Origin of the sequence: Niveispirillum sp. BGYR6, from assembly GCF_027568365.1 — a bacterium.
In the GTDB taxonomy this organism is placed as follows: domain Bacteria; phylum Pseudomonadota; class Alphaproteobacteria; order Azospirillales; family Azospirillaceae; genus Niveispirillum.
Window position 1 is genome coordinate 339,840 of sequence record NZ_JANLNL010000004.1, and the last position, 24,702, is coordinate 364,541.

Here is a 24,702-nt window from a genome sequence, read left to right on the forward strand (position 1 = left end):
TTCGGCCCTAGGCCTCACCCGCCATAAGCGCCACCACCCGGCGTGACGATGACAAAAGCGTCACCCGGTTGCATCGCCGCCTTCGCGGTGGCGGGCAACTCCTCCACCCGCCCATCGGCGCGTTCCACCCGCGCCGCCCCCGGCAAGGCATCGCCGCCGCCCGCCAGCCCGAAAGGCCGGTTGACGCGGTTGTTGGACAGGATGGCGGCGGTCATCGCCTCCTGGAAGCGGATGCGCCGTTCCACCCCTTCACCGCCCTTGTACCGCCCCTGGCCGCCAGAGCCCTGGCGGATGCGGAAACTTTCCAGCCGCACGGGGAAGCGCCATTCCAGCACTTCCGGATCGGTCAGGCGGGAATTGGTCATGTGGGTATGGACGGCATCGGTGCCGTCGAACCCCGGCCCGGCGCCGGCCCCGCCGCAGATCGTCTCGTAATATTGGTGGGTGTCGTTACCGAAGGTGAAGTTGTTCATCGTGCCTTGCGCTGCCGCCAGCACCCCCAGCGCGCCGTAAAGCGCATTGGTCACGGCCTGGCTGACCTCCACATTGCCGGCCACCACGGCGGCGGGGGCGTGCGGGTTCAGCATCGATCCTTCGGGAATGATGATCTCCAGCGGGGCCAGGCAGCCATCATTCAGCGGAATCTCGTCATCCACCAGGGTGCGGAAAACATAGAGCACCGCTGCCCGCACAATGGCCGAGGGGGCGTTGAAATTATTCGGCTGCTGCGGGCTGGTGCCGGTGAAGTCGATCTTCGCCGTGCGCCGCTCATGGTTGATGCTGATGGCAACAGTGATGGCCGCGCCATTATCCATCGTCACCTTGAACTGACCGTCCTTCAGCACCTTGATGACGCGGCGGACCTGTTCTTCGGCATTGCGCTGCACATGGCCCATATAGGCGGCCACGGTCTCCAGCCCGAACAGGCTGACCATCTTCATCAACTCATCCCGGCCGCGGGCATTGGCGGCCACCTGGGCGCGCAGGTCGCCCAGATTCTGGCTGATATTGCGGGCGGGGTAGGGGCCGCTGGACAGCAGCTCCACCACCGCCTGTTCGCGCAGGCGTCCCCCTTCCACCAGCAGGAAATCATCGATCAGGATGCCTTCCTGGTCGATGGTCTGGCTGTCGGGCGGCATGGAACCGGGGGTGATGCCGCCAATATCCGCCTGATGCCCGCGCGACGCCACCCAGAACAGGATATGCCGCCCGCCTTCATCAAAGACCGGTGTCACCACCGTGACATCGGGCAGATGGGTGCCACCGCGATAGGGGTTGTTCAGCATCACCGCATCGCCGGGGCGCAAACTGTCGCGGCGCGTTTCAATCACTGCCCGCACACTGTCCCCCATGGAGCCCAGATGCACCGGGATGTGCGGCGCATTGGCGATCAGGTTGCCGCTGGCATCGAACAGGGTGCAGGAGAAATCCAGCCGTTCCTTGATATTCACCGAATGGGCCGTGTTCTCCAGCGCCAGCCCCATCTGTTCGGCGATGGACATGAACAGATTGTTGAACACTTCCAGCATCACCGGATCGGCATCAGTGCCGATGGCAACCCGCGCCGGCAGCGGCACCACCCGGCGCAGTACCAGCCCGCCGCGTGCCGTCACCTCCGCCCGCCAGCCGGGTTCCACGATGGTGGTGCCGGTCGGTTCGCGCAGGATGGCGGGGCCAGGCACCTGGGTGCCGGGGGGCAGGCTGCCCCGGTCATGCACCGGCACAGCGCGGGTTTCCCCACCCAGCCACAGCGGCACCTCGGCCAGGGCCGGTGGTGGGGTCAGGGGCGTGGGGGCATCGGCAGGGCCGGTGCCGATATCCACATGTTCCCCGCTGGCGGCCACCGCCTCCACCGACAGGCTTTCCACCACCAGGGCGCGGTCGGGCACGTCAAAGCCGAAGCGCTGGCGGTGGGCCTCGGCAAAGGCGGCGCGCATGGCCGGCACCTCCCCGAAGGTGATCTCCAAGGCGGCATCGGTGCCGGCCACCTTCACCCGTGCGGTGGGGTGCAGGCCGATGCGGGCGGGCGCCACCCCCTGGGCCTGCAATTCCGCTGCGGCGTCGCCCCCCAGTTCCCCGATGGTCTGGATCAGGCTGGGGAAGCTGCTCTCGTCCAGCACATTTTCCACCGCCCGGTCGCGCAAAGCCCCCAGATCGGCCAGCCCCATGCCATAGGCCGACAGCACGCCGGCGAACGGGTGTAGATAAACGGTTTTCATGCCCAAGGCATCGGCCACCAGACAGGCATGTTGCCCGCCAGCCCCGCCAAAACAGTTCAGCGCGTAGCGGGTGACATCATAGCCCCGCTGGACGGAGATATGCTTGATGGCATTGGCCATATTCTCCACGGCGATCCGTAAGAAACCTTCGGCCAGCGCCTCCGGCGTCATCGCCGTGCCCGTGGTGGCTGATACTTCTGCTGCCAGTTCGGCAAATTTCTCCCGCACGATGGCGGCGTCCAGCTTCTCATTTCCCTCCGGCCCGAAGACGGGGGGGAAGAAATCCGGATGCAGCTTGCCGACCATGACGTTGCAATCCGTCACCGTCAGCGGCCCGCCGCGCCGGTAACAGGCGGGGCCGGGGTTGGAGCCGGCGGATTCCGGCCCCACCCGCAGCCGCGCCCCATCAAACCGGCAGATCGACCCGCCCCCCGCCGCCACCGTATGGATGCGCAGCATCGGCACCCGCAGCCGTACCCCGGCCACCACGGTTTCCAGCGAGCGTTCATACTGCCCGGCATAGTGCGATACGTCGGTGCTGGTGCCGCCCATATCAAAGCCGATGATCTGGCCGAACCCTTCGGCCGCTGCCGTGCGTACAGCACCAACAATGCCGCCGGCCGGGCCGGACAGGATGGCATCGCGCCCCTGGAAGCGCTGGGCCTCTGTCAGCCCACCATTGGATTGCATGAAATAAAGCGGGATGCCCGGCAGCGCATCGGCCACCTGCGCCACATAGCGGCGCAGGATGGGGGAGAGATAGGCGTCCGCCACCGTCGTGTCGCCGCGCCCCACCATCTTCATCAGCGGGCTGACCTGATGGCTGGCGGAGATTTGGCTGAAGCCGATCTCCCGCGCGATCTCCGCCACCCGGGCTTCATGCGCGGTATGGCGATAGCCATGGATGAACAGGATGGCGCAGGCGCGCAAACCCGCATCAAAGGCGGCCTGCAACCCGGCGCGGGTGGCGTCCTCATCCAGCTTCAGCAGGATGGTGCCGTCGGCCGCCACCCGTTCCGGCAGCTCCAGCACGCGCGTATAAAGCTGTTCCGGCAACTGGATATGCCGGGCGAAAATCTTCGGGCGGGCCTGATAGCCGATGCGCAACTGGTCGCCCAACCCGGCGGTGGTGACCAGCAGCACCGGTTCCCCCTTGCGTTCCAACAGCGCATTGGTGGCGACCGTGGTGCCCATGCGCACGGCTTCCACCGCGTCTGCCGGCACCGGCTCCCCTGCTGCCACGCCCAGCAGCTCCCGGATGCCCTGCACGGCAGCATCCTTGTAGCGCTCGGGATTTTCCGACAATAGCTTGTGGGTCAGCAAGGTGCCATCCGGCCGGCGGGCGACAATGTCGGTAAAGGTGCCGCCACGGTCGATCCAGAACTGCCAACGTGAACCCATGCCCTGATCCTTTCAGCCGGTGCCCAGAATGAGGACGGGAGTGTGGCGCGTGCGGTGGCCCGCCGTCCATAGCTGATCGTGCTGCCGGGCTGTCATGCGCGGGGGCTGGCGGCATTGCGGCTTTACACCCGGCATCCCATCCGCACTATAGGCAGCCATAAATCAGAAATCAGGGGTTCAGCATCAATGACCGCCGCGCTTGCCATCACCCATGATGATGTTGTCGATGCCGCCAAGGCGCTGCATGGGCATCTGGTGGACACACCCTGTGTGCCGTCCCGGACCCTGTCGCAACTGACCGGGGCCAATATCTGGGTGAAGTTCGAGAATCTGCAATTCACCGCCAGCTTCAAGGAGCGCGGGGCGCTGAACAAGCTGCGCCAGTTGAATGCGGAGGAACGGGCGCGCGGCGTGGTCGCCATGTCGGCCGGCAACCATGCCCAGGGGGTGGCCTATCATGCTGGCCGGCTGGGCATTCCCGCCACCATCGTGATGCCGGAGGGCACACCCTTCAGCAAGGTGGAGCGGACGGAGGAACATGGCGCGCGCGTGGTGCTGAAGGGTGCCGTGCTGGCCGAAGCAGCGGCAGAGGCGGAACGGCTGGCGGCGGAAGAAGGCTTGGTCTTCGTCCATCCCTATGATGATCCGGCGGTGATTGCCGGCCAGGGCACCATCGCCCTGGAAATGCTGGCCGCAGCGCCGGAGCTGGATACGCTGGTGGTGCCCATCGGCGGCGGCGGGCTGATCGGTGGCATCGCCGTGGCGGCCAAGGCGCTGAAACCCTCCATCCGCATTGTCGGGGTGGAGGTGGAGGCCTATCCGGCCATGGATCAGGCGCTGAAGGGCCAGCCGATCCAGGTGGGCGGCGATACCATCGCCGAAGGTATTGCGGTGAAGAATGTCGGTCGCCACACGCTGGAAATCTGCCGCGCCCTGCTGGATGACCTGATCCTGGTCAGCGATGCGGACGTGGAGAATGCCGTCGCCCTGTTCCTGAATATTGAAAAGACGGTGGCGGAAGGGGCGGGGGCCGCCGGCTTGGCGGCTGTGCTGGCCCAGCCGGAGAAGTTCAAGGACCGCAAGGTCGGTCTGGTGCTGTGTGGCGGCAATATTGACAGCCGCGTACTGGCCCAGGTGATCATGCGCCACGCCGTGCGTGAAAGCCGCCTGATCGCTGTGCGGGTGATGATCCCCGACCGGCCCGGCACGCTGGCCCGGATTGCCGGTCTGGTGGGGGATGCCGGTGGCAATATCATCGAGGCGCTGCACCAGCGCCTGTTCACCACCACCTCAGTCAAGGCCACCGATATCGACCTGACCATCGAATGCCGCTCCAAGCGCCACGCCGAGCGTGTGGTGGCGGCGCTGCGGGAGAAGGGCGGGTTCGAGGTGAAGGTGCTCGCGGGTGGGGTGGAGTAAGAAACGATGAGCCGGGGTGCCCCGTTGCACCCCGGCCTCCCTGTCAATTTTTACGAGCTGGGCTGCCCTGCGGCGGAACCGCTTCCCGTCCCTGCCGGGGTCTGCGCCTGCTGCTGCTTCGGTATCAGCGTGACGTTGACGGGAGAGGTATACTTGTTGTCGGCGCCGCTGGCGCTGTCGATCGCCCAGCCGATACCGCCGCCAAGAAGAATATTGCCAACAGTAGCACCTGCAACTTCAGACTTGTTGAGATAGGTGGCGACCTCAAACCCATCCTTGCTGCAGTTCAGCGTGATATCATGTTTGGTTTTTTTAATGGTCAGGGCCCCCGGCGTCGGGCTGATGCGCCCAATGACTTGACCCTCGCGTACCAGTTCGCAATTAGCGCCTGCTGGGTTTGTATTTACGGCAATTTCCTGTGACGTCCCCTCAACAATGCTTGAGCAGGCAGGAAGCGTTATCAGGAGACCTGCCAATGCCAAATGACCCAGCTTCAATTTTTTCTCCGTTTTGGACTTTATTCAGCGCTGTATAGGCCGAAAGTGAGCCGACCTACCGCCAAAAGGGGTAGGTTGTCAAAAAGGGGAACAAATTCAAAATTGTGGGGGGGTGTATTTTTTTGCGCCTATAAGTGTAAGTGACTGCGGACGTATTCAGGGGGGATATTCTGCTGACGAATCGCGGACGTGGTTCGGAGCAGTTTCACCGCCGCCGCAGAATTTCCACCCCCACCGCCTCGCATTCCTGAAAGGCGTCCAGCTTTTCCAGCCGTACCATTACGCTGGCGACCCTTTGGTCGGACAGCAGCAGGGCGGCCAGCCGTTCAGCCAGGCTTTCCAGCAGGTTGGTGTGGCGGGCCTGGATATGCTCGGTCACCTGGGTGACGATCTGGGCCGGGTCCAGTGGCAGGCTGTCCGGCAGCGGGGTCAGGTCCAGGTTGATGCGCAGGCGCTGGGGCCGGGTCAGCTCGTGATCATAAATGCCGATCAGGGCGTCGATCACCAGATCAACCACGCGTGCGGAACCCCGCGGGCGGGGGGCCGGCGGGGTGGTGTTTTCCAGGCCAAGGGGCGATGGCTGCATCATCATGGGCGGCATGTATCATTCCCCCCGATCCGGCACAAGCCGGCGGCCAAGCGCGCCTGCCTTGAGCGTTTGACCGCCGGCTTGCCTGTGCGAAAGGTGGGGCGCCCACCCTTGCGCGGCAGGCACCCGTTACGCCATGATCAAGGCGCACATACGGGGACATTCATGCGCTACGAACAGGAAGCGGCCCAGCGGGCAACGGTCTTGCGGCACCTGTCGCAATCGCTGGCCGGCGCGGTCAGCCTGTTTGAAAAGCAGGAAGGCACCAAGCTGCCGACCTTCCCCGCCTTTAAGAAGGCGCGGGCGCGCTATCTGGAAATCCAGGCGATGATCTTCACCATCACCGAGAAGGCGGCCGAAGCGCCGAATCGGGGTGTGCCGACGGATTTGACCGGCTGGCTGGCGCGGATGCGGCTGCGTGGCATTGCCACCTTCACCCGGCTCTCGCTCTCTTTTTTCCAGAACCCGCCGGACCTGCTGATCCACGCGCTGGGCGCCTATGATCTGTTGCAGGAGGAGCGGGAGAGCCTGCAGAGCCTGCTGAATGATTTCGATAATCTGCTGATGGAAGCAGCCTTGGATGACAAGACATCCATGGAACTGGACAAGGTGCGGGAGCAGATGGAGGCCATCCTGCTGCTGCTTGATGGTCTGCTGAAAACGGCACCGCCGCCCTTGCAGACGTTTGAGTAATCCTTACCCGCCGGCCTTGGGCACCGGCACCATATGGGTATTCTTCACCTCTTCCATCACCATGTAAGTATGGGTCTGGGCGACCCCCTGGATGGAGGAGAGCTTGTCGCCCAGAAAGGCGCGATAGGCTGCCATATCGGCCACCCGTACCTTGATCAGGTAATCGAAACCGCCGGCCACCATATGGGCTTCCTGGATTTCATCCATCCGGCCCACGGCATCGGCGAAAATCTGGAACACGTCGGGGGTGGTGCGGTCCAGCCGCACCTCAATGAAGGCGGCCAGCCCGCGCTCCAGCTTCTCCGGGTCCAGCAGCGCCACATATTGGCGGATATAGCCGTCCCGCTCCAGCCGCCGCACCCGTTCCAGGCAGGGCGTGGGGGAGAGGTTGACGCGCCGCGCCAGCTCCACATTCGCAATACGGCCATCCTGCTGCAGGATGCGCAGGATGTTCAGGTCGATCCGGTCAAGGCTGTCGCTGGCGCGCATGATGAAATCCGGTGAAAGGCTTCTTTCACCGGATAATATCCGGCCAAACGCCTAAGTTTGGAGAAAAATCGCCCGGCTTCTCTGCGATAATCCGGCATATCCCCTGATACTTAACCGCCGGAACCATCCAGATGACGACGCTCGACGCCATCCGCACCACCATGCGCCAGACCAAACATGCCGATGAGGTGGAGGCCGTGAAGGGCCTGCTGCGCGGGCTGGGGTTGAGTGCTGCGGAACGCGGCAGCATCCATGCCGGCGCCAGTGCTGTGGTGAACGCGGCCCGCCTGCGCCGCAAGGAACTGGGGCCGCTGGACAGCTTCCTGCAGGAATTCGGCCTGTCCAATAATGAGGGCATCGCCCTGATGTGCATTGCCGAATGCCTGCTGCGCATCGCCGATCCGGAGACGGCGGACCGGCTGATCGCAGAGAAGATCGCGCAGGGCCAGTGGGATGCCCATCTGGGCCGCAGCGACAGCGCCTTTGTCAATGCCGCCGCCTGGGGCCTGATGCTGACGGGCAAGATCAGCGATCTGGAACGCGGCGGGGAACGCGATGCTGGCAATTTCCTGAAGCGCATGGTGGCCCGCTCGGGCGAAAGCGTCATCCGCGCCGCCATGGGCCAGGCCATGCGGGTGATGGGCGGCCATTTCGTGCTGGGCCGCACCATCAAGGAAGCCATGGCGGAGGCGCGCAAGGCCAAACCCGCCGGCACCGTGCATTCCTATGACATGCTGGGCGAGGGCGCGCGCACCTGGGAACAGGCCGAACGTTACCTGGAAGCCTATCAGAAGGCCATTGATGCGGTGGGGGAGGAAGCGGCGGGCCGGGGCCCGATGGCGGCCCCTGGCGTGTCCATCAAACTGTCGGCCCTGCATCCGCGCTATGTCTATGCCCAACAGGCCGACGTGCTGGCCCGGCTGGTGCCGGCAGTAAAGGGGCTGGCGCTGCAGGCCAAACGCTGGGACATCAACCTGACCATCGATGCGGAGGAGGCCGACCGGCTTGATCTCAGCCAGGAGGTGCTGGCGGCGCTGGCCTATGATGCCGATCTGAAGGATTGGGAAGGGCTGGGGCTGGCCATCCAGGCGTACCAGAAGCGTACCACCCTTACGGTTGACTGGTTGGTGGCGCTGGCCCGCGATGCCGGCCGTCGCTTCATGGTGCGGCTGGTCAAGGGCGCTTATTGGGACAGCGAGATCAAAATGTCCCAGATCGCCAGCCATGCCGATTACCCGGTCTTCACCCGCAAGGCGGCGACGGACCTGTCTTACCTGGTCTGTGCGCGCAAGATGCTGGCGGCCAAGGACGCCATCTTCCCGCAATTCGCCACCCATAATGCCTATACGATCGCCGCCATCCTGCATCTGGCCGGCGATAACCGTGACCTGGAATTCCAGCGCCTGCATGGCATGGGCGAGCTGCTGTACTCGGCGGCGCGCGAGGTGCTGCCGAACATGCCGCGCGTGCGCATCTATGCGCCCGTCGGCACCCATGAAGATTTGCTGCCCTATCTGGTGCGCCGTTTGCTGGAAAACGGCGCCAACAGCAATTTCGTCAACGCCTATATGGACCCCGACGTGCCGGTGTCCGATGTGGTGGCCGATCCGGCCGCGTTCCTGGAGAATGATGGTATGCTGCGTCACCCGCGTATCCCGCTGCCCGCCGATATCTATGGGGCTGAACGCGCCAATTCCATGGGCATCGATCTGACCGCCCCCGACCGGGTGGCGGCATTGCAGGCGGAGATGGAAAAGGCGCTGACCCGCGTCTGGACTGCCGGCCCCATCATTGGCGGCGTGGAACTGGCGGGCCCGGTGCAGGATGTGATCGACCCCGCCAATGGCACCTTCGTGGTGGGCAAGGTTGCACTGGCCGATCAGGCCGGGGTTGATCGGGCGCTGTCGCTGGCCGTGGCGGCCCAGCCGGGCTGGGATCGCGCCGGCGCTGACCATCGCGCTGCCATTCTGGACCGAGCCGCTGCCTTGATGGAGGCCAACCACGCGGCCCTGATGGCGCTCTTGGTGCGCGAAGCCGGCAAGACCCTGCCCGACGCGGTGGCCGAGCTGCGGGAGGCTGTCGATTTCTGCCGCTATTATGCCGCCCAGGCGCGCAGCGGGCTGAAGCCCGTGCAGCTGCCCGGCCCGACGGGGGAGCGCAACGAGCTGCATCTGGCCGGGCGCGGTGTGTTTGCCTGCATCAGCCCCTGGAACTTCCCCCTGGCCATTTTCATCGGTCAGGTGGTGGCAGCCCTGGTGACCGGCAATGCCGTGGTGGCCAAGCCTGCCGAACAGACGCCATTGGTGGCGGCAGAGGCTGTGCGGCTGCTGTTGCAGGCCGGCGTGCCGGGCGATGTGCTGCATCTGCTGCCCGGTGATGGCGCGGTGGTGGGGGCGGCCCTGGTGGCAGACGCCCGTGTGGCCGGGGTCTGTTTCACCGGCTCCACCGAAACCGGCCGCGCCATCAACCGCAGCCTGGCCAACCGTGACGGCGCCATTGTGCCGCTGATCGCCGAAACCGGCGGCCAGAACTGCATGATCGTCGATTCGACCGCACTTCTGGAACAGGTGGTGGATGATTGCGTCACCTCCGCCTTCCAGTCGGCCGGTCAGCGTTGTTCGGCCATGCGGGTGCTGTTTGCCCAGGATGATATTGCCGACAAGCTGGCCCATATGCTGGCCGGTGCCATGGAGCTGATCCGCCTGGGCGACCCGATGGATCTGGCCACCGATGTCGGCCCGGTGATTGATGCGGAAGCCAAGGCCATGCTGGCCGCCCATGCCCAGCGCATGGACAAGGAAGCCCGGCTGATCAAGGCGATTGACGCCCCGGCAACGGGTAGCTTCTTTGGCCCCCGTCTCTATGAAATTTCTTCGCTGTCGATGCTGAAGCGGGAAGTCTTCGGCCCCATCCTGCATATCGTCCGCTTCAAGGCGGCTGATCTGGACAAGGTGGCGGCAGAGATCGCCGCCACGGGTTACGGACTCACCTTTGGCGTGCATAGCCGACTGGAAGGTCGGGCGCAGGCCCTGTTCCGGTCGTTGCCGGTTGGCAACACCTATATCAACCGCAACATGGTGGGGGCGGTGGTTGGTGTGCAGCCCTTTGGTGGGCAGGGCCTGTCAGGCACGGGGCCGAAGGCAGGGGGGCCGCATTATCTGCACCGTTTCGTTACGGAAAAAACCCTGACCGTCAACACCACAGCCTTTGGTGGAAACGCTTCCCTGCTGGAACTGGGGGCGTGACCGGTGCTGGCGGCGCGGCGATGGCCGCCGCGCCGCCGCTTTGACAGCAGATTTTCCTTATAGTTCCTTATATTAACCAAAATTAAACAATATTTTATCTATTGCACTGACTTCATTTCCATGCGGAAACGCGGTATAGCCGTTAACATGGCGTCGCACGATGTCTGTCTTGCATGACAGCGTGACTGACGCCGATCTGGCATGGAGATGGTTCCGGTATGGCTGAGATCGCCGACGCGCCCCTGGTTCTGATTGTGGAAGATGAGCCGGCCACCCGTGCGTTGCTTGCCGGCTATTTCCACGAGGCCGGCTTCATGGTGGCGGAAGCAGAGAATGGCAAGCAGACGCGCGAAGCGATGCTGCGCCAGCCGCCCGATCTGGTTCTGCTGGATATTGAACTGCCGGACGAGGACGGGTTCACGCTCGCCAAGTCGATCCGGGAGATTTCCAATGTCGGCATCATCATCGTCACCCAGCGCGCCAATGATGGCGACCGCGTCTTCGGGCTGGAGACGGGGGGCGATGATTATGTGACCAAGCCGCCCAACCCGCGTGAATTGCTGGCCCGTGCCCGCAACCTGCTGCGCCGCACCCATCCCAGCAAGATGTATAAGGCCGAAGGGACGGTGCGCTATTTCGGCGGCTGGACCATGGATCTGGCCCGCCGCCGCCTGCTGGACCCGGCGGGCCTGGAGGTGCGGGTGACGCGCGGGGAGTTTGAGCTGCTGGGCCTGCTGGTGCGTTCCGGCGGTCGCGTGGTGACGCGCGACCAGCTGATCGATGCGGTCAGCGGTACTGACCGCAACCCCAATGACCGTACCATCGACGTGCTGGTCAGCCGCCTGCGCCGCAAGATGCAGGATAGCGGCTCCATGGACCTGATCCTGACGGAAAAAGGGCTGGGCTACCGGCTGTCGGTCGAGGTTACCGATCAGATTTGAAGGGTCAGGGGCCTACAGCCCCTGACGGAACCGGGTCAGGGCGGCCTTCGCTTCCAGCCATTGGGTGGGAAGTTGCCTTGCCTGGCTCAGGGCGGCCTCTCCCTCGTTCCGCTTGGCGGCGGTATCAATGCCCTTGGCCAGGGCGGCCAGCGTGGCAGCCCCCACAGTCAGGGCGCCGCTGGCCAGCTTATGCGCGGCCCTGCCCAGATTATGCACATCGCCTTCCCGTGCTGCTTTGGCGGCATTCTCCAGCGTCTCCGGCGCGTTGGACAGGAAACTGTCAATGATCTGGCCCAGCCGTTCCGGCCCCAGTAGGCGCAGATGATCGGCCAGCAGTTCCTGGTTCAACTCCTCCCCTCCGCCTGCTGACGTGGTCTCCGCTGGACCGTTGCTGGCCAGAAAGGCATCCAGAACGGCATCCAGAACGGCTTCCAGGCCGGCCGGGGTTACCGGCTTATCCAGCACACCGCGCAGCCCGGCCCGCTGAATATCTGCCTCCATCGCCCGATCCGCCGGCCCGCGCAGCAGAATGACCGGCGGCCCCTTGCCGCGCTGGATGCACCAGGCGAGTGCCAGACCGCGGTGGCGGCCGATGCGGGCACTGACCAACGCCAGTTCCGGCCCTTCCATCAGGGCCATTTCCAGCGCCATCTTGGCGTCGTCGGTCTCCTCCACCTCATGCCCATCCTTTTCCAGCAGCAGCCGGGTCAGGGTGCGGCCGACCACATCATCATCCACCAGCAGGATGGACAGCGGTCGCCGTATCGGCGCGGTCGCGGGGGGCGCGGGCGATGCCGCGGCATTGACATCGGGCGGCGCGCGCAGCGGACGGGCGGGCTGCTGCGGCGGGGCGCCCAGCGTCTGTTCCACCGCGATGCGGATTTGCTTCACCTCGGCGCAAAGCGGTCGGATGCGGGCGCCGTCTGCCCCATAGGCCAGCCGATCCAGCCCGTCGCCCAGCACGGCCAGGTGGGCCTGGATGCTGTCCCCGGCGATGCGCAATACAGGCTTCGGCACCGATTCTGCGGCCCGAATGTCGGCAACGCTGTCGGCATCCGGGCCGCTGTCGGTGGAAAATACATCGTCGGATCGGAAGGTCCGGCCCAGCAGGCCGGCCGGCAAGCCAAGCGCCAGCGCACCAGCCGCCAGCATCACCCCCGGTGCAGCCACTCCGGCCCAAAGGGCGACGGCAATGGATTGTCCGGCCAAGGCGGCCAGCGCTGTCAAGCCAGCCATGGGCCATCCGGCCGGCCGGCCGGTAAGCCAGCCCAGCAGGCAGACCAACACGGGCAGCCGGCATAACAGGATGCCGGCGGTGGGGCCCAACAGCAACAAATCGGCGAGCAGCATCATGGCCAGCCAGACCAAACCAGTCCAGGCGATCACGTGCGGTATTTTGACGGGGGCAGGGGACAGGGTCGGCAAAACGGCCATCGAATTGTCTCAATCACCCTTGATCCTACAGGCTTTACCGGTCATGGGTCCATCGTCTGCCGCGATCACCCGCCGGTTCTTGATATCGCTGGCCAGAAGTGCCATGGTCAGGCGTCATGCCGCATTGCGGCAGCGGCCTTTCGCAGGATATCCGCCAAGTGTCGATGTCGGTCCCCCGTCCCCCGTTCTTTCCGCGCGCTGCCCGTGGTGGCGCTGTTCTGCTGGTGCTGTCCAGCCTGACCCTGGCCGCCCCTGCGGCGCTGGCACAGGACAAGCAACCCAACAGTGCGACCATTCAATGGGCCCAGCAGATACTGGATCAGCAGGGCCTGTATCAGGGCCGGGCCAGCGGCAAGATGGACAGCGCCACCGCTGCGGCCATTTCCGCCTATCAGCGCAAACATGGGCTGAAGGCGACGGGCCGGCTGGATCCGGAAACCATCGACCAGTTGATGCGTGACCAGCCGGAACGCAAGGGCGTGGGCAATCTGGCCGATCCCAACAGCCGCGCCCGTTCCTCCAGCCCCATGCTGAAGGAGAGCGAGGTGAAGCCCCAGGCCGCCCCCGCCGCCCCCGGTGTGGATCGCGGTCAGGGATCGGAAAGCACGCTGCTGGGGGCCAGCCGCGCCACCGGGGCGCCCCCCGCCGCTGCCCCGCCCGCCGCTGCGGTGGAACGGGGGCAGGGGGGCGGACCCTCCATTCTGGGTCATGCGTCCACACCGGCCCCCGCCCCCACCAACCGGTCAGCCGGGGCAGAGACCAGCACGCCGGAGGCCGCCCCGCGCAGCGATGTGCAGGCGGAGGGGCTGGATGGCGGGGCGGCGGACCCGGCCGGCTTCGATCCCACCAACATGACCGTGCCGGATTGGGCGCGCTACGGGCTGATGGGAGGCATTGGCGTCTTCGTGCTGGGGATTGTCGCCAATCTCTGGTGGAGCGGTCGCCGGCGTCGCCCGGCTGCCCGCCGCCCCGCCGCTGCCCGCCCGGCGGCCCCGCCGCCGCCCCGCCCCGCCGCCAGTGCCGGTCCGGCAGGTGTGCGGCGCGAACCGACATTCGGCGCGCCCAGCGGGCCGACGGCGCGGCGGGAGCCGGCCTTCACCGCGCCCGCCCGCGACCCGCGTCGTCTGGGCTGATCCCGCCCGTGCGGGACATGGAATTACCCGAACCGGCGGTTGGGCGGTCGAAACGTGCATTCAGCCCCCCAACAACGAAATCGACCCCGGACCTCTCCCGGGCCTAGACTTGGCCTTGCCGACCGGTCGTGAAAGACCGGCACTGACAGGGCTTTGCGGGCTGGAGATTCCGACAATGCTGTTTGATTTCCCCGACTTTGATCATCATGAACTGGTGCTGTTCGGCCGCGATGCCGACAGCGGCCTGTCGGCGATCATCGCCGTGCATTCCACGGCGCTGGGGCCGGCCTGCGGCGGCTGCCGCATGTGGCCCTATGCCAGCGAAGCCGACGCGGTGAAGGATGTGCTGCGCCTGTCGCGCGGCATGAGCTACAAGAATGCCATGGCCGGCCTGCCGCTGGGCGGCGGCAAATCCGTCATCATCGGTGACAGCCGCAAGGACAAATCCGAAGCGCTGTTCCGCGCCTTCGGCCGGGTGGTGGAAAGCCTGGGCGGCCGCTATATCGCGGCCGAAGATGTGGGCATCAGCGTGGCTGACGTGATGCAGATGGGCCAGACCACCCGCCATGTGGCCGGCCTGTCCAGCGGCCATGATGCCAGCGGCGATCCCTCGCCCTTCACCGCCTATGGCGTCTATCTGGGCATCAAGGCCGCCGTGCGGCACAAGCTGGGCAGCGACAGCCTGAAGGGCGTGCGCGTGGCCGTGCAGGGGCTGGGCAATGTCGGTTCCAACCTGCTGCGCCGGCTGGCCGAAGAAGGTGCGGTGCTGACCGTGGCCGACATCCATGCCGATGCGGTGCAGCGCGCGGTGGACCAGTTCGGCGCCACGGCCGTGGCCGCCGACCGTATCCATGCGGCCGAGGTTGATGTCTATGCCCCGTGTGCGCTGGGCGCGGTGCTGAACCCGGTCAGCCTGGGTGAGCTGAAGGCCAAGGTGGTGGCCGGCGGGGCCAATAACCAGCTGGCCACGGCGGAAATCGGCGAGGCGCTGCGCCAGGCCGGCATCCTCTATGCGCCGGACTATGTCATCAATGGTGGCGGCATCATCAATGTCTCGGCCGAGGTGACGCAATCCTATGACAAGGATGACGTGCTGCGGCAGGTGGAGCGCATTCCCGTCACCCTGACGGAAATTTTCCGCCGCGCCGACCGCGACAACCGCCCCACCAGCGATGTGGCGGATGAGATGGCGCGGGAAATCCTGACGGCTGCCAAGCAGGGCAAGGACGCCAAGCGCGTTGCCGCCTGAGGGGACGTGAAATCTCCTTTGATCGGTTACGGTCAAGGGAGATTGAAACTAAAGAAAAAAGGGGTGCGGGGCCGTGGTTCCGCACCCCTTTTTCATGCCTCCGTCAGCGGCAGGGTCAGGTGGCATTTCAGGCCGGTTTCGGCCCATTCCATCTCCATCTTGCCGCCCAGCTGGTGGCGCAACACCTGGCCCAGCAGGGTGGAGCCGAAGCCCTTATGATCGGGCGGGGCGGTTACTTTCGGGCCGCCATGTTCTTCCCAATGCAGGTTCAGCACCTGGCGCTGCACCGACCAGCGCACGCTGATATAGCCATCGTCGGCCGACAGGGCGCCATGCTTGGCGGCATTGGTGGCCAGCTCATGGAAGGTCAGGCCCAGCGACTGCACCAGATTGGCCCCCAGCTGAACGGTGGGGCCGGACAGCACCAGCCGGCCCGGCCCTTCGACAAAGCCGTTCAGCTCATCCTCCAGCAGCCGTTTCAGGTCGGCCCCCGACCAGGAGGCCTGGGCCAGCAGGCTGTGGGAGCGCGCCAGGGAGGAGATGCGGCCTTCCACGGCGCGGGTGAATTCGGCAATGCTGTCCCCCTTGCTCAACCGCACCACGGCCTGGGCCACGGCCAGGGCGTTCTTGGCCCGGTGATCCACCTCCCGCATCAGCAGGCGCTGACGGTCCTCCGCCTCATAGCGGGCGGTGACATCGACGACGGTGGCCGTGCAGCCGATCACCTGCCCGCCCGGATCGCGGATGGCGGCGGCATTGACCGACAATACCTGCCGCGCGCCGGTGCGCGGGTCACGCACCGTATATTCCATCTCGCTGATCGTCTCCCCCGCCAGCGCGCGGGCCACGGGATGGTCCGGCCCGGCCAGGGGCTTCCCGTCGGGCAGCGCGGCCTGCCACAGGGGGGCATCATGGCTGAGGCCGGTCAGCTCCTCCTTCGACATGCCGAAAATGCGCTCACCCGCCACATTGATGTCGGTGATGATGCCGCTGGCATTATATTCCACCACCCCCACCGGGATGGTGGCGACCAGCCGGCTCAACCGTTCCTCGCTGCGGCGCAGATCGGTCAGGGCGGAATGCAGGTGGTCGGTACGCTCTGCCACCCGGCTTTCCAGGGCGCTGTTGGCCTTGCGCAGGTCCGTCTGGGCCTGTTCGGCCTGTTTGGTCTGCCGCATGGCGATGGCCGCCAGCGGCAATAACAGCATGGTGGCCACCAGGGCGAAGCCGATATGGCCGAGCGCCGATTGCAGCCACACCTCATCCAGATGGTCCTGCGACAGCCCATAGATCACCTTGACCGGCAGCCGGTCCACCCCGGCGACGGCGTAATAGCGCCGCACCCCGTCAAAGGGGGAGGCGACATTAAACAGCCGGTCGCCCACGGCACCCGACGCTTCTGCCTGTCCGGCCTGTGCCAGCAGGGTGGCGACCATAGGCAGTCCCAGCTCCGCCGCCATGGTCGCCGGGTGACGCGCCAGCACGGTGCCGTCATCCAGCACCAGCATCACCTCCGTCCCCGGCATCAGGGCGACGGAGGCATAGAAGCTTTCAAAATAGCCGGGGCGCAGCGAAACCTGCGCCACCCCCTGGAAGGAGCCGTCGCGCCCCTCGATCCGCTGGCTGATGGGAAAGAAGATTTCCGGATGAATGCGCCCGATCATCCGGGGACCGATATAAGGGCCGCTCTGCTGATCGACATGGAAACTGAAATAGGGCCGGTCGGCGACATTCAGCGACTGGCTGGGCCAGCGCAGGGTATTGATCCGCACCTCCCCCTTGGCATCCACCAGCCAATAGGATTGCACCTCCGGCGCTTCCGTCGCCATGTGGCGCAGCCAGTCATACAGCGACGGTGTCGCCGCCATCTTGTCCCAGCCGTCGTTCTGGAAGACCCATTCGGCATTCTTCAGAATCAGGGCATGGGTGCCGATCACCTTGGCAGCATGTTCGGCCAGCTGCCGCGCCCCGGCCCGCGCATCGGCGGCGGCGCGGTCCATCACCCGGTCGCGGCCCACCACCAGTTCCATGCCGAACAGGGCCATGGCGATCAGCAAGGCGGAGACCGCAAGCCAGATCACCGCCCGCGACGGGGCCGTATCCAGAATGCGGGAAGAGGGGGAGGGCGGGCTGGCCTCCTCGGCGGTTTGTGTCGGCACGATGCGGGTTGACCAGTCCTGTCGACGAAACAACTGAAGGACGTTATCGATTGCGTGGAGCACAAGCAATCATTCCATGCAGAATGTTACCCCTGGTACCTGCCCGCGCATATTGGCCGATTGTCTCCGAAGGGAGCGGGGGGTATGGTGCGCCGCCTTTTCGTGACAACCGAAGCCAGCACCATGACCCCTGTTGCCCCCGCCCGTGAAGCCGATTCCGGCCGCATCAACCGCCGTTTCGCCCGGCTGAAGCAGGAGGGACGGGCCGGCCTCGTCACCTTCATCACCGCCGGTGACCCGGATCACGACACCAGCCTCGCCATCCTGAAGGGGCTGCCGGGGGCCGGTGCCGATGTGATCGAACTGGGGATGCCCTTCACCGATCCCATGGCCGACGGCCCGGCCATCCAGGCCGCCGGCCTGCGCGCGCTGAACAACGGCGCCCGCATGACCCGCACGCTGGCCATGGTGCGCGATTTCCGCGCCCAGGATGATGAAACGCCGATCGTGTTGATGGGTTACTACAACCCCATCTACAGCTATGGCGTCGACACGTTCCTGGCCGATGCCCGCGCTGCCGGGGTGGATGGGCTGATCGTTGTCGATCTGCCGCCGGAAGAAGATGGCGAGCTGTGCGAACCGGCCCTGAAGGCCGGCGTGAATTTTATCCGCCTGACCACGCCCACCACCGATGATGCCCGTCTGCCGGCCGTGTTGGCCAATACGTCGGGCTTTGTCTACTACGTCTCCGTCACCGGCATCACCGGGGCCGGCAGCGCCAGCAGTGCGGCGATTGAGGAGGCGGTGACCCGCCTGCGCCGCCATACCGATCTGCCGCTGGCCGTGGGCTTCGGCATCTCCACACCGGAGGCCGCTGCTGCCGTCGCCCGTGTGGCCGATGCCGCCGTGGTGGGCAGCGCCATTGTGCGCAAGATCGAAACCGGCCTGGATGGCGAGGGCAAGCCGGGTGCCACCCTGGTGGCTGATGTGTTAGGATTCGTCCAGGCGCTGGCCCAGGGTGTGCGCGACGCCCGGAGGTGAGACGCCTGGACCCGCGAGGTGTGCCATGGCTTATGTAATTGACGAGGACTACAACCAGCTTCCCCCGCCCCCGACACGGGCGGCGGTGGAGGCGGATCTTGTCGATTGGAGACATCGGCTCACCGACCTGGTGAAACAGCTAAGCAGTTGGTCGCAAGAGGTTCCCGGCATTGATTGCGTTATTGCCGAGACCGAGATGCTTGAGCCGAAAATGCAGATGGTCGGCATCAACACTCCCTTCTCTTTGCCGATGTTACTGATTGACAAGCTACCGGCAGAAAGGGCGGGGTCGCCGCCCATGCGATTTGCCGCGAACAGGGCGCCGGATTATGGTTGGTTGTCGATATGGCCGGACGCCCGCTGGGTTATCGGTACCCGCGGTCAGGTCTGGTTACAGTCGGAGGAGTTTTTCGAGACTCTGGTAGACATTGGCACACCCGGCGCGCCGGACTGGCGTTTTACTCAGCATGGCGAGTTCTTGCGACCGCTCACGAGAGACTCTTTCCAGAACATTATAAAGAGCCTGCGTTGAGCCCGTTCAAGGATATCGCCGAGGCTTATGAAATCGCTGACGATGCGATGCGCGCTAAGATGGGTGCGGTCCGCATGGCGAGTGCTGCCGACAAATTCGACGAACTTTACCTGCTGTCGAAAATCACGGCGAACGCCTATTTTTTCATGCTGTTTGCCCGGTTTGAGCATCTGGTAACGCAACTGGCTCTGAGTGAGGCGGAGACGGGTCGCAAAGCCAGCATTTCGCGTGAGCGCCGCGTCTGGTCAGTCATTGATGTAAGGAAGATGGACTTCCTCCGTCGATTGGCACTGTTGACGGACAAGGGGTCGCCGGATTACGCAACTGTGAAAGAGCTATATGAGGATCGCAACGCCATTGCCCATGGCAGTCTCATTGAGACCAAGCCAAACGTAAAGGTGATTGCGGCCAAACTCAGCGGGATACTCTCCCGCCTTGAAGGTATCCCATGAACTGGCTGACCAACTTCGTCAAACCCAAGATCCAGGCCCTCGTCGCGAAGAAGGAGGTTCCGGACAATCTTTGGCACAAGTGCCCCTCCTGCGGCGCGATGATCTTCCATCGTGATCTGGAAGAGAACCTGCATGTCTGCCAGCATTGCGGCCACCATATGCGGCTGGACCCGGCCCGCCGGCTGAAGATGCTGTTCGATCCGGGCTATCAGACGATTGAACTGCCCAAGGTGCTGGTCGATCCGCTGAAATTCCGCGACCAGAAGCGCTATACCGACCGGCTGAAGGAAGCCCAGTCCAAGACCAACCGGCAGGACGCCATCGTCGTCGCCCATGGCAAGATCGACGGCCAGGGTGCCGTGGCCGCCGTGTTCGACTTTAATTTCATGGGCGGTTCCATGGGCATGGCGGTGGGTGAGGGGCTGCTGGCCGCCGCCAAGCTGGCCGTGCTGCAGCAGGTGCCGCTGATCGCCATTCCGGCATCGGGTGGCGCGCGGATGCAGGAAGCCATCCTGTCGCTGATGCAGATGCCGCGCACCATCATCGCCGTGGAAATGGTGAAGGAAGCCGGCCTGCCCTATATCGTGGTGCTGACCGACCCCACCACCGGCGGGGTGACGGCCAGCTTTGCCATGCTGGGCGACATCCATATGGCGGAGCCGGGTGCCCAGATCGGTTTCGCCGGCGCCCGCGTCATTGAAAGCACCATCCGCGAGACGCTGCCGGAAGGGTTCCAGCGCTCCGAATATCTACTGGACCATGGCATGGTCGATATGGTGGTGCATCGCAAGGAGCTGCGGGAAACCCTGGCCCGCGTCATCGATCTGCTGCGCCGGCCGGGGCCGGGGGCGGAGATTGTGCGGATGCCGCGCGGCGACGGGCCGGATCGCGGCGGGCCGTCCCGCAAGCCGGTCAGCATCAAGGGTGGTGCCGGCGCGCGATGATCAAGGCCGCCCCCATCGTGCCGGGCTCCCCCCGGCTGGAGGCGGTGCTGGAGCGGATGCGTCTCCTGCACCCCAAGGTGATCGACCTGTCGCTGGGCCGGATTGAGGGGCTGCTGGCCAAGCTGGGCAACCCGGAGCGCCGGCTGCCGCCCATCGTGCATGTGGCCGGCACCAACGGCAAGGGCAGCACCGTCGCCTTCCTGCGCGCCATGGCAGAGGCGGCGGGCAAGCGGGTGCATGTCTATACCTCCCCGCATCTGGTGCATTTTCACGAGCGTATCCGGCTGGCCGGCCATTTCATTGCCGATGACCGGCTGGCCGACCTGCTGGAGCGGATCGAGCAGGTCAATGGCGGCGACCCGATCACTTTTTTTGAGATCACCACCGCCGCCGCCTTCCTGGCCTTTGCCGAGGAACTGGCGGACCTGCTGCTGCTGGAGGTCGGGCTGGGCGGCCGGCTGGACGCCACCAATGTCATCCAGACGCCGGCAGTCTCTGTGCTGACCCGCATCTCCATGGACCATATGCAGTTCCTGGGGGAGACGATTGAGGCCATCGCGGCGGAGAAGGCTGGCATCATCAAAGCCGGCTGTCCGGCGGTGGCGGGGCCGCAGGTCGATCCGGCGGTGACGGGTGTTTTCCAGGCTATGGCGGATCAGGCTGGTGCCCCCCTGGCCCTGGCCGGGCGGGACTGGCGGGCGGAACCGCTGGGCGACAGCGGCTGGCGCTACAGCGATGCCCAGGGCACGCTGGACCTGCCCTTGCCGGCGCTGCCCGGTGCGCATCAGATCGACAATGCCGGCACCGCCATTGCCGCCACCCGCCATCTGCCCTTTGCCGTTCCCGCGGCGGCCATCCGCCAGGGGCTGGCGGCGGTGGAATGGCCGGCGCGGCTGCAACGCCTGCGCCGGGGGCCGCTGGTGGAGCTGCTGCCGGCGGGGTGGGAGCTGCATCTGGATGGCGGCCATAATGACAGTGCCGGGCAGGTGCTGGCCCGCCATCTGGCCGCCTGGACGGCCGATGGCCGCAGGTTGGACCTGATTTTCGGCATGTTGGGCAGTAAACGCCCGCTGGATTTCCTGGCCCCGCTGGCCCCTTACGTGCGCCGCCTGCGCGCCGTGGCCATTCCGGGGGAGGCTGCCAGCGTAACGGCCGAGGATGCCGCCACCCTGGCCCGACAGGCAGGGATAGAGGCGGCGGCCAGCCCGGATGTGGCCCAGGCTGTGGCCGAGTTGGCGGCCCTGGGGGCAGGGGAACCACCGGCCCGGCTGCTGATCTGCGGCTCGCTTTACCTGGCCGGAACGGTGCTGGCGCAGAACGGGTAGGGCGGCTGTCGGCCGCCCGGATCACACCGCCACATCCGCCTTGATCGGCGGGTGTGGGTCATAGCCTTCCAGCACGAAATCATCGATCCGATAGCCATCGATGCTGTCCGCCTTGCGCGCCAGCGACAGGCGGGGGAAGGGGCGGGGGGGGCGGCTGAGCTGCTCGCGCGCCTGATCCAGATGGTTCAGGTAGAGATGCACATCCCCGCCCATCCAGACGAACTCACCCGGCGTCAGCCCCGCCTGCTGGGCCAGCATCAATTGCAGGGCCACCGCCCCGGTGAAATTGAAGGGTGCCCCCAGCAGCAGATCGCACGATCGCTGGAACATCAGGCTGTTCAGCTTGCCGTCCGTCGTCACATGATACTGATAGACCATGTGGCAGGGCGGCAGGGCCATATCCGGCACATCCGGCACGTTCCAGGCATGGAACAGCAGGCGGCGGCTGGCGGGGGTGTGTTTCAGCCCGTGGATCAGGGCGGCAATCTGGTCATGTTCGCGTCCATCCGGCCCCAGCCAGCGCCGCCATTGCTTGCCATAGACGGGGCCCAACTCCCCCCAGCGGGCGGCGAAATCATCGTCTTCGACAATGCGGCGTTCGAAATCGGCCTGGGCGATGTTCTCCCCCGTGGCTTGCCGATAGGTCTTCAGCGGCCAGTCGGTCCAGATCGTCACCTTGTCCTTCAGCAGCGGCTGGATATTGGTGCCGCCGGTCAGGAACCACAGCATCTCCTTCACCGCCATCTTCCAATAGACCCGCTTGGTGGTCAGGATGGGGGCAGTGCCGTCGGACAGGTCGAAGCGCAACATTGCGCCGAAGCTGGACAGGGTGCCGACACCGGTGCGGTCCACCCGGCGGTCGCCCTTTTCCAGAATATGGGCCATCAGGTCGAGATACTGATATTCGGGATGGCGCATCGAAGGTCGGTTCCGTTGGCGGCAGTATGCAGCAAGACCTGTTCATTAACGCGGCCCATCGTTAATGTCATCCACCGCAAATGTCACCCCTCGCGCCTGCATCTTGGAGAAGCTGTCTTGTTGATTACCGTGATCGCCGCCGTCGCCCGCAATGGGGTTATCGGCTATCAGGGCCGGATGCCCTGGAAGCTGCCCAGCGACCTGCGCTTCTTCAAACAGGTCACCATGGGCAAGCCGATGATCATGGGCCGCAAGACCTGGGACAGTTTCGGGGGCAAGCCGCTGCCCGGCCGCCCGCATATCGTGCTGACCAAGGACGAGGCGTTCCAGGCCGAGGGTGCCATTGTTGCCCATGATATGGACAGCGCCATCGCCAAAGCCAAACAATTGGCCGAGGAGGCCGGTGGTCAGGAAATCATGGTGATTGGCGGGGCGCAGATTTACGCCGCCTTCCTGCCCATCGCCGACCGGGTTTACCTGACCGAGATCGCCGCCTCGCCGGAAGGTGACACGTTCTTCCCTGAATTCGACCGCACCGGCTATCTGGGCGAGGAACTGGGCACCCAGAACCCGGAGGAGGGCCGCCCAGCCTTCCGCGTCATGCGCTTTCACAAGATGCGCAAACGCAATGGCTGAGCTGCTGCCCTGGCAACGGCTGACAATGGAGAGCGGCCTGCTGCTGGCGGCCGCTTCCAGCATCCGGCTGGATGCAGCCGAACTGCACCGCCAGACCATGGCCGCCATCGCCGCCACCCCGCCGGAGGCCCGCAACCGCTATGGCAGCGAGGATGGCGACTGGACGGCCATCACCCTGGTGGCGAAAGCCGGTGCCTATGGCAGCGACGCCCCCCTTCAACGCAGCCCGGCGCTGGATCATCTGCCCCTGCTGGAAACGGCCGTGTTGTCTTTGCCGGGGTTGCAGGTGGAGGGCAGCCATATCATCCGCCAGCCGGCGGGTGGTTTCCTGCGCTGGCATTATGATCAACAGGCCCTGCACCTGCCCTTGGCCCGGCTGCTGCTGGCAGTGCAGGTGCCGGATGAGGCCTTCACCTGGATCGGGCATGAGAAGCTGGCCTTTCCCGCCGGCACATTATGGACGGGGGATTTCTCCCAGCCCCATCAAGTCGAAAACCCATCCAATCAGGATCGGCTGGTCATTGCGGTGGATGTCACTGTCAATGATATGGTGCGTTCATTGTTCCCGCCCGCACTCTATGCAGATGCCGCTGGGCGGCAATACCGGGCGCAGGAAGGTATCAATGCCCTGTTGACGGCCCGAAGCGGCTAGAATAGTGCCCAATACTGTTCCCTTGCCGCTAAAGCCTTTGTCATCATGCAACTGACCCCCATCCCGGATGATATTCTGCCCCAGGCCCTGGCCAGTCTTCGCGCCCACCTGCCGCCCGACAGTCTGGCCCTGGCGGTGTTTGAGCGGATCGCCGCGACGCTGGATTTGGTGCCGCTGGGCGTGGATACGCCGGCACACCGGGCGGCGGGGGTGAAGCTGGCGCAGGATTTCGGCATCGGCACCATTGATGCGGAGCCGATGGAGGCCTTCTCCTATGACGGGCAGTCCATTCGCACCCGGTCAGAGGCCTATGTGCTGATCCATGAGGTGGCGCATTGGCTGGTGGCCCCGCCGGAGCGGCGCGGCATGATTGATTTCGGTCTCGGCGCCGGCCCGGAATCGGGCCGGGTGGAGGAGGCCAACCGCGCCACCGCCGTGGACAAGGACACCCAGATTGAGGAAGAGGCGCTGTCCTCCCTGCTGGGCATCCTGTGGGAGGTGGAGTTGCGCCAGCCGGCCATCCTGGCCTTTCTGGAACAGAACTGGCTGGAAGGGTGGGAGCGTGCGGCGGGGTGCGCCGACAATTTCATCAGCCATGTGGAATTGCTGCACCGCCGGGGTTTGATTGATGCCGATGGGCGGCCTTTCCCGCCCGAATCTGTCACCGGTGCGGCCCGCGCCGCAGCTTGATTGCGCATTTCCAGCGGCCCTTGCCGACCGGCTTTTTTGGTTGT

At 65.2% G+C, this 24,702-nt stretch carries 21 protein-coding genes; 14 read left to right on the top strand and 7 right to left on the bottom strand.

Annotation, left to right across the window (positions count from 1 at the left end; genetic code table 11):
- Positions 1-14: 14 nt before the first annotated feature.
- The gene (locus PCJ49_RS12230; protein ID WP_269911145.1) at positions 15-3,620 is read right to left on the bottom strand and encodes a hydantoinase B/oxoprolinase family protein; all 3,606 of its coding nucleotides are present in this window, start codon (positions 3,618-3,620) and stop codon (positions 15-17) included.
- A gap of 186 nt (positions 3,621-3,806) precedes the next feature.
- Here PCJ49_RS12230 and PCJ49_RS12235 point away from each other — a divergent pair, with 186 nt between their 5' ends.
- Positions 3,807-5,039, top strand: coding sequence for a threonine ammonia-lyase (locus tag PCJ49_RS12235; RefSeq protein WP_269911146.1), 1,233 nt, complete (start codon positions 3,807-3,809; stop codon positions 5,037-5,039).
- Between the two features lie 50 nt (positions 5,040-5,089).
- Here PCJ49_RS12235 and PCJ49_RS12240 read toward each other — a convergent pair whose 3' ends face one another.
- Together PCJ49_RS12240 and PCJ49_RS12245 are read right to left on the bottom strand one after the other, a co-directional pair.
- Entirely contained in the window at positions 5,090-5,536 is a 447-nt protein-coding gene (locus PCJ49_RS12240; RefSeq protein WP_269911147.1) for a hypothetical protein, read from the bottom strand.
- Between the two features lie 205 nt (positions 5,537-5,741).
- Positions 5,742-6,137 (bottom strand): dihydroneopterin aldolase, encoded by a 396-nt coding sequence (locus PCJ49_RS12245; protein ID WP_269911148.1) that lies wholly within the window; start codon positions 6,135-6,137, stop codon positions 5,742-5,744.
- Positions 6,138-6,290: 153 nt separating this feature from the next.
- Here PCJ49_RS12245 and PCJ49_RS12250 point away from each other — a divergent pair, with 153 nt between their 5' ends.
- Positions 6,291-6,818: a hypothetical protein gene (locus tag PCJ49_RS12250; protein WP_089287505.1), complete on the top strand. Its 528-nt coding sequence runs from the start codon at positions 6,291-6,293 to the stop codon at positions 6,816-6,818.
- A 3-nt stretch (positions 6,819-6,821) separates the two neighbouring features.
- On the opposite strand, the gene PCJ49_RS12255 is transcribed toward PCJ49_RS12250, so the two are convergent.
- Positions 6,822-7,307, bottom strand: coding sequence for an Lrp/AsnC ligand binding domain-containing protein (locus PCJ49_RS12255; RefSeq protein ID WP_269911149.1), 486 nt, complete (start codon positions 7,305-7,307; stop codon positions 6,822-6,824).
- Positions 7,308-7,438: 131 nt separating this feature from the next.
- Between PCJ49_RS12255 and putA the strand changes: the two genes are divergently transcribed.
- Both putA and PCJ49_RS12265 read left to right on the top strand, forming a co-directional pair.
- The gene (gene putA, locus PCJ49_RS12260; RefSeq protein WP_269911150.1) at positions 7,439-10,552 is read left to right on the top strand and encodes a bifunctional proline dehydrogenase/L-glutamate gamma-semialdehyde dehydrogenase PutA; all 3,114 of its coding nucleotides are present in this window, start codon (positions 7,439-7,441) and stop codon (positions 10,550-10,552) included.
- A 218-nt stretch (positions 10,553-10,770) separates the two neighbouring features.
- Entirely contained in the window at positions 10,771-11,493 is a 723-nt protein-coding gene (locus tag PCJ49_RS12265) for a response regulator transcription factor (protein WP_269911151.1), read from the top strand.
- 12 nt (positions 11,494-11,505) lie between these two features.
- Here the strand turns inward: PCJ49_RS12265 and PCJ49_RS12270 are convergent, their stop codons facing one another.
- Positions 11,506-12,927 (bottom strand): response regulator, encoded by a 1,422-nt coding sequence (locus PCJ49_RS12270; protein ID WP_269911152.1) that lies wholly within the window; start codon positions 12,925-12,927, stop codon positions 11,506-11,508.
- Between the two features lie 164 nt (positions 12,928-13,091).
- Here PCJ49_RS12270 and PCJ49_RS12275 point away from each other — a divergent pair, with 164 nt between their 5' ends.
- Together PCJ49_RS12275 and PCJ49_RS12280 are read left to right on the top strand one after the other, a co-directional pair.
- On the top strand, positions 13,092-14,060 hold the full coding sequence (locus tag PCJ49_RS12275) for a peptidoglycan-binding domain-containing protein (RefSeq protein ID WP_269911182.1): 969 nt from the start codon (positions 13,092-13,094) through the stop codon (positions 14,058-14,060).
- A gap of 175 nt (positions 14,061-14,235) precedes the next feature.
- On the top strand, positions 14,236-15,309 hold the full coding sequence (locus tag PCJ49_RS12280; protein WP_269911153.1) for a Glu/Leu/Phe/Val dehydrogenase: 1,074 nt from the start codon (positions 14,236-14,238) through the stop codon (positions 15,307-15,309).
- Positions 15,310-15,401: 92 nt separating this feature from the next.
- On the opposite strand, the gene PCJ49_RS24770 is transcribed toward PCJ49_RS12280, so the two are convergent.
- Positions 15,402-17,468 carry an HWE histidine kinase domain-containing protein gene (locus PCJ49_RS24770; RefSeq protein ID WP_269911154.1) on the bottom strand — a complete coding sequence of 689 codons (2,067 nt, stop codon included), beginning with the start codon at positions 17,466-17,468 and terminating at the stop codon, positions 15,402-15,404.
- 183 nt (positions 17,469-17,651) lie between these two features.
- On the opposite strand from PCJ49_RS24770, the gene trpA reads away from it, so the two are divergent.
- From trpA to PCJ49_RS12310, 5 genes are read left to right on the top strand one after another with little or no spacing between them, the layout of a single operon-like run.
- Positions 17,652-18,509: a tryptophan synthase subunit alpha gene (trpA, locus tag PCJ49_RS12290; RefSeq protein ID WP_269911183.1), complete on the top strand. Its 858-nt coding sequence runs from the start codon at positions 17,652-17,654 to the stop codon at positions 18,507-18,509.
- A gap of 25 nt (positions 18,510-18,534) precedes the next feature.
- Positions 18,535-19,041, top strand: a complete 507-nt coding sequence (locus PCJ49_RS12295; RefSeq protein ID WP_269911155.1) for a hypothetical protein — start codon at positions 18,535-18,537, stop codon at positions 19,039-19,041.
- Positions 19,038-19,493: a hypothetical protein gene (locus tag PCJ49_RS12300; RefSeq protein ID WP_269911156.1), complete on the top strand. Its 456-nt coding sequence runs from the start codon at positions 19,038-19,040 to the stop codon at positions 19,491-19,493. Before PCJ49_RS12295 ends, PCJ49_RS12300 begins: the two co-directional genes overlap by 4 nt.
- Positions 19,490-20,437, top strand: coding sequence for an acetyl-CoA carboxylase, carboxyltransferase subunit beta (gene accD / locus PCJ49_RS12305; protein WP_089287495.1), 948 nt, complete (start codon positions 19,490-19,492; stop codon positions 20,435-20,437). Before PCJ49_RS12300 ends, accD begins: the two co-directional genes overlap by 4 nt.
- A complete protein-coding gene (locus tag PCJ49_RS12310) occupies positions 20,434-21,762 on the top strand; it encodes a folylpolyglutamate synthase/dihydrofolate synthase family protein (protein WP_269911157.1) in 1,329 nt (442 codons plus the stop codon). The genes accD and PCJ49_RS12310 overlap by 4 nt, the downstream gene beginning before the upstream one ends.
- Positions 21,763-21,783: 21 nt before the next feature.
- Here PCJ49_RS12310 and thyA read toward each other — a convergent pair whose 3' ends face one another.
- The gene (gene thyA, locus PCJ49_RS12315) at positions 21,784-22,680 is read right to left on the bottom strand and encodes a thymidylate synthase (protein WP_269911158.1); all 897 of its coding nucleotides are present in this window, start codon (positions 22,678-22,680) and stop codon (positions 21,784-21,786) included.
- Between the two features lie 117 nt (positions 22,681-22,797).
- On the opposite strand from thyA, the gene PCJ49_RS12320 reads away from it, so the two are divergent.
- Genes PCJ49_RS12320 through PCJ49_RS12330 form a run of 3 tightly spaced genes read left to right on the top strand, consistent with a single transcriptional unit; the run spans position 22,798 to position 24,658 of the window.
- Positions 22,798-23,316 carry a dihydrofolate reductase gene (locus tag PCJ49_RS12320; RefSeq protein ID WP_269911159.1) on the top strand — a complete coding sequence of 173 codons (519 nt, stop codon included), beginning with the start codon at positions 22,798-22,800 and terminating at the stop codon, positions 23,314-23,316.
- Entirely contained in the window at positions 23,309-23,968 is a 660-nt protein-coding gene (locus tag PCJ49_RS12325) for an aspartyl/asparaginyl beta-hydroxylase domain-containing protein (RefSeq protein WP_089286237.1), read from the top strand. Before PCJ49_RS12320 ends, PCJ49_RS12325 begins: the two co-directional genes overlap by 8 nt.
- Before the next feature lie 45 nt (positions 23,969-24,013).
- A complete protein-coding gene (locus tag PCJ49_RS12330; protein WP_269911160.1) occupies positions 24,014-24,658 on the top strand; it encodes an elongation factor P hydroxylase in 645 nt (214 codons plus the stop codon).
- The last annotated feature ends 44 nt before the right edge of the window (positions 24,659-24,702 follow it).

Coding starts and splice junctions, on each gene's coding strand:
- PCJ49_RS12230 (WP_269911145.1), bottom strand. CDS start 3,620: ATGGGTTCACGTTGGCAGTTCTGGATCGACCGTGGCGGCACCTTTACC.
- PCJ49_RS12235 (WP_269911146.1), top strand. CDS start 3,807: ATGACCGCCGCGCTTGCCATCACCCATGATGATGTTGTCGATGCCGCC.
- PCJ49_RS12245 (WP_269911148.1), bottom strand. CDS start 6,137: ATGCCGCCCATGATGATGCAGCCATCGCCCCTTGGCCTGGAAAACACC.
- PCJ49_RS12250 (WP_089287505.1), top strand. CDS start 6,291: ATGCGCTACGAACAGGAAGCGGCCCAGCGGGCAACGGTCTTGCGGCAC.
- PCJ49_RS12255 (WP_269911149.1), bottom strand. CDS start 7,307: ATGCGCGCCAGCGACAGCCTTGACCGGATCGACCTGAACATCCTGCGC.
- putA (WP_269911150.1), top strand. CDS start 7,439: ATGACGACGCTCGACGCCATCCGCACCACCATGCGCCAGACCAAACAT.
- PCJ49_RS12265 (WP_269911151.1), top strand. CDS start 10,771: ATGGCTGAGATCGCCGACGCGCCCCTGGTTCTGATTGTGGAAGATGAG.
- PCJ49_RS12270 (WP_269911152.1), bottom strand. CDS start 12,927: ATGGCCGTTTTGCCGACCCTGTCCCCTGCCCCCGTCAAAATACCGCAC.
- PCJ49_RS12275 (WP_269911182.1), top strand. CDS start 13,092: ATGTCGGTCCCCCGTCCCCCGTTCTTTCCGCGCGCTGCCCGTGGTGGC.
- PCJ49_RS12280 (WP_269911153.1), top strand. CDS start 14,236: ATGCTGTTTGATTTCCCCGACTTTGATCATCATGAACTGGTGCTGTTC.
- trpA (WP_269911183.1), top strand. CDS start 17,652: ATGACCCCTGTTGCCCCCGCCCGTGAAGCCGATTCCGGCCGCATCAAC.
- PCJ49_RS12295 (WP_269911155.1), top strand. CDS start 18,535: ATGGCTTATGTAATTGACGAGGACTACAACCAGCTTCCCCCGCCCCCG.
- accD (WP_089287495.1), top strand. CDS start 19,490: ATGAACTGGCTGACCAACTTCGTCAAACCCAAGATCCAGGCCCTCGTC.
- PCJ49_RS12310 (WP_269911157.1), top strand. CDS start 20,434: ATGATCAAGGCCGCCCCCATCGTGCCGGGCTCCCCCCGGCTGGAGGCG.
- thyA (WP_269911158.1), bottom strand. CDS start 22,680: ATGCGCCATCCCGAATATCAGTATCTCGACCTGATGGCCCATATTCTG.
- PCJ49_RS12325 (WP_089286237.1), top strand. CDS start 23,309: ATGGCTGAGCTGCTGCCCTGGCAACGGCTGACAATGGAGAGCGGCCTG.
- PCJ49_RS12330 (WP_269911160.1), top strand. CDS start 24,014: ATGCAACTGACCCCCATCCCGGATGATATTCTGCCCCAGGCCCTGGCC.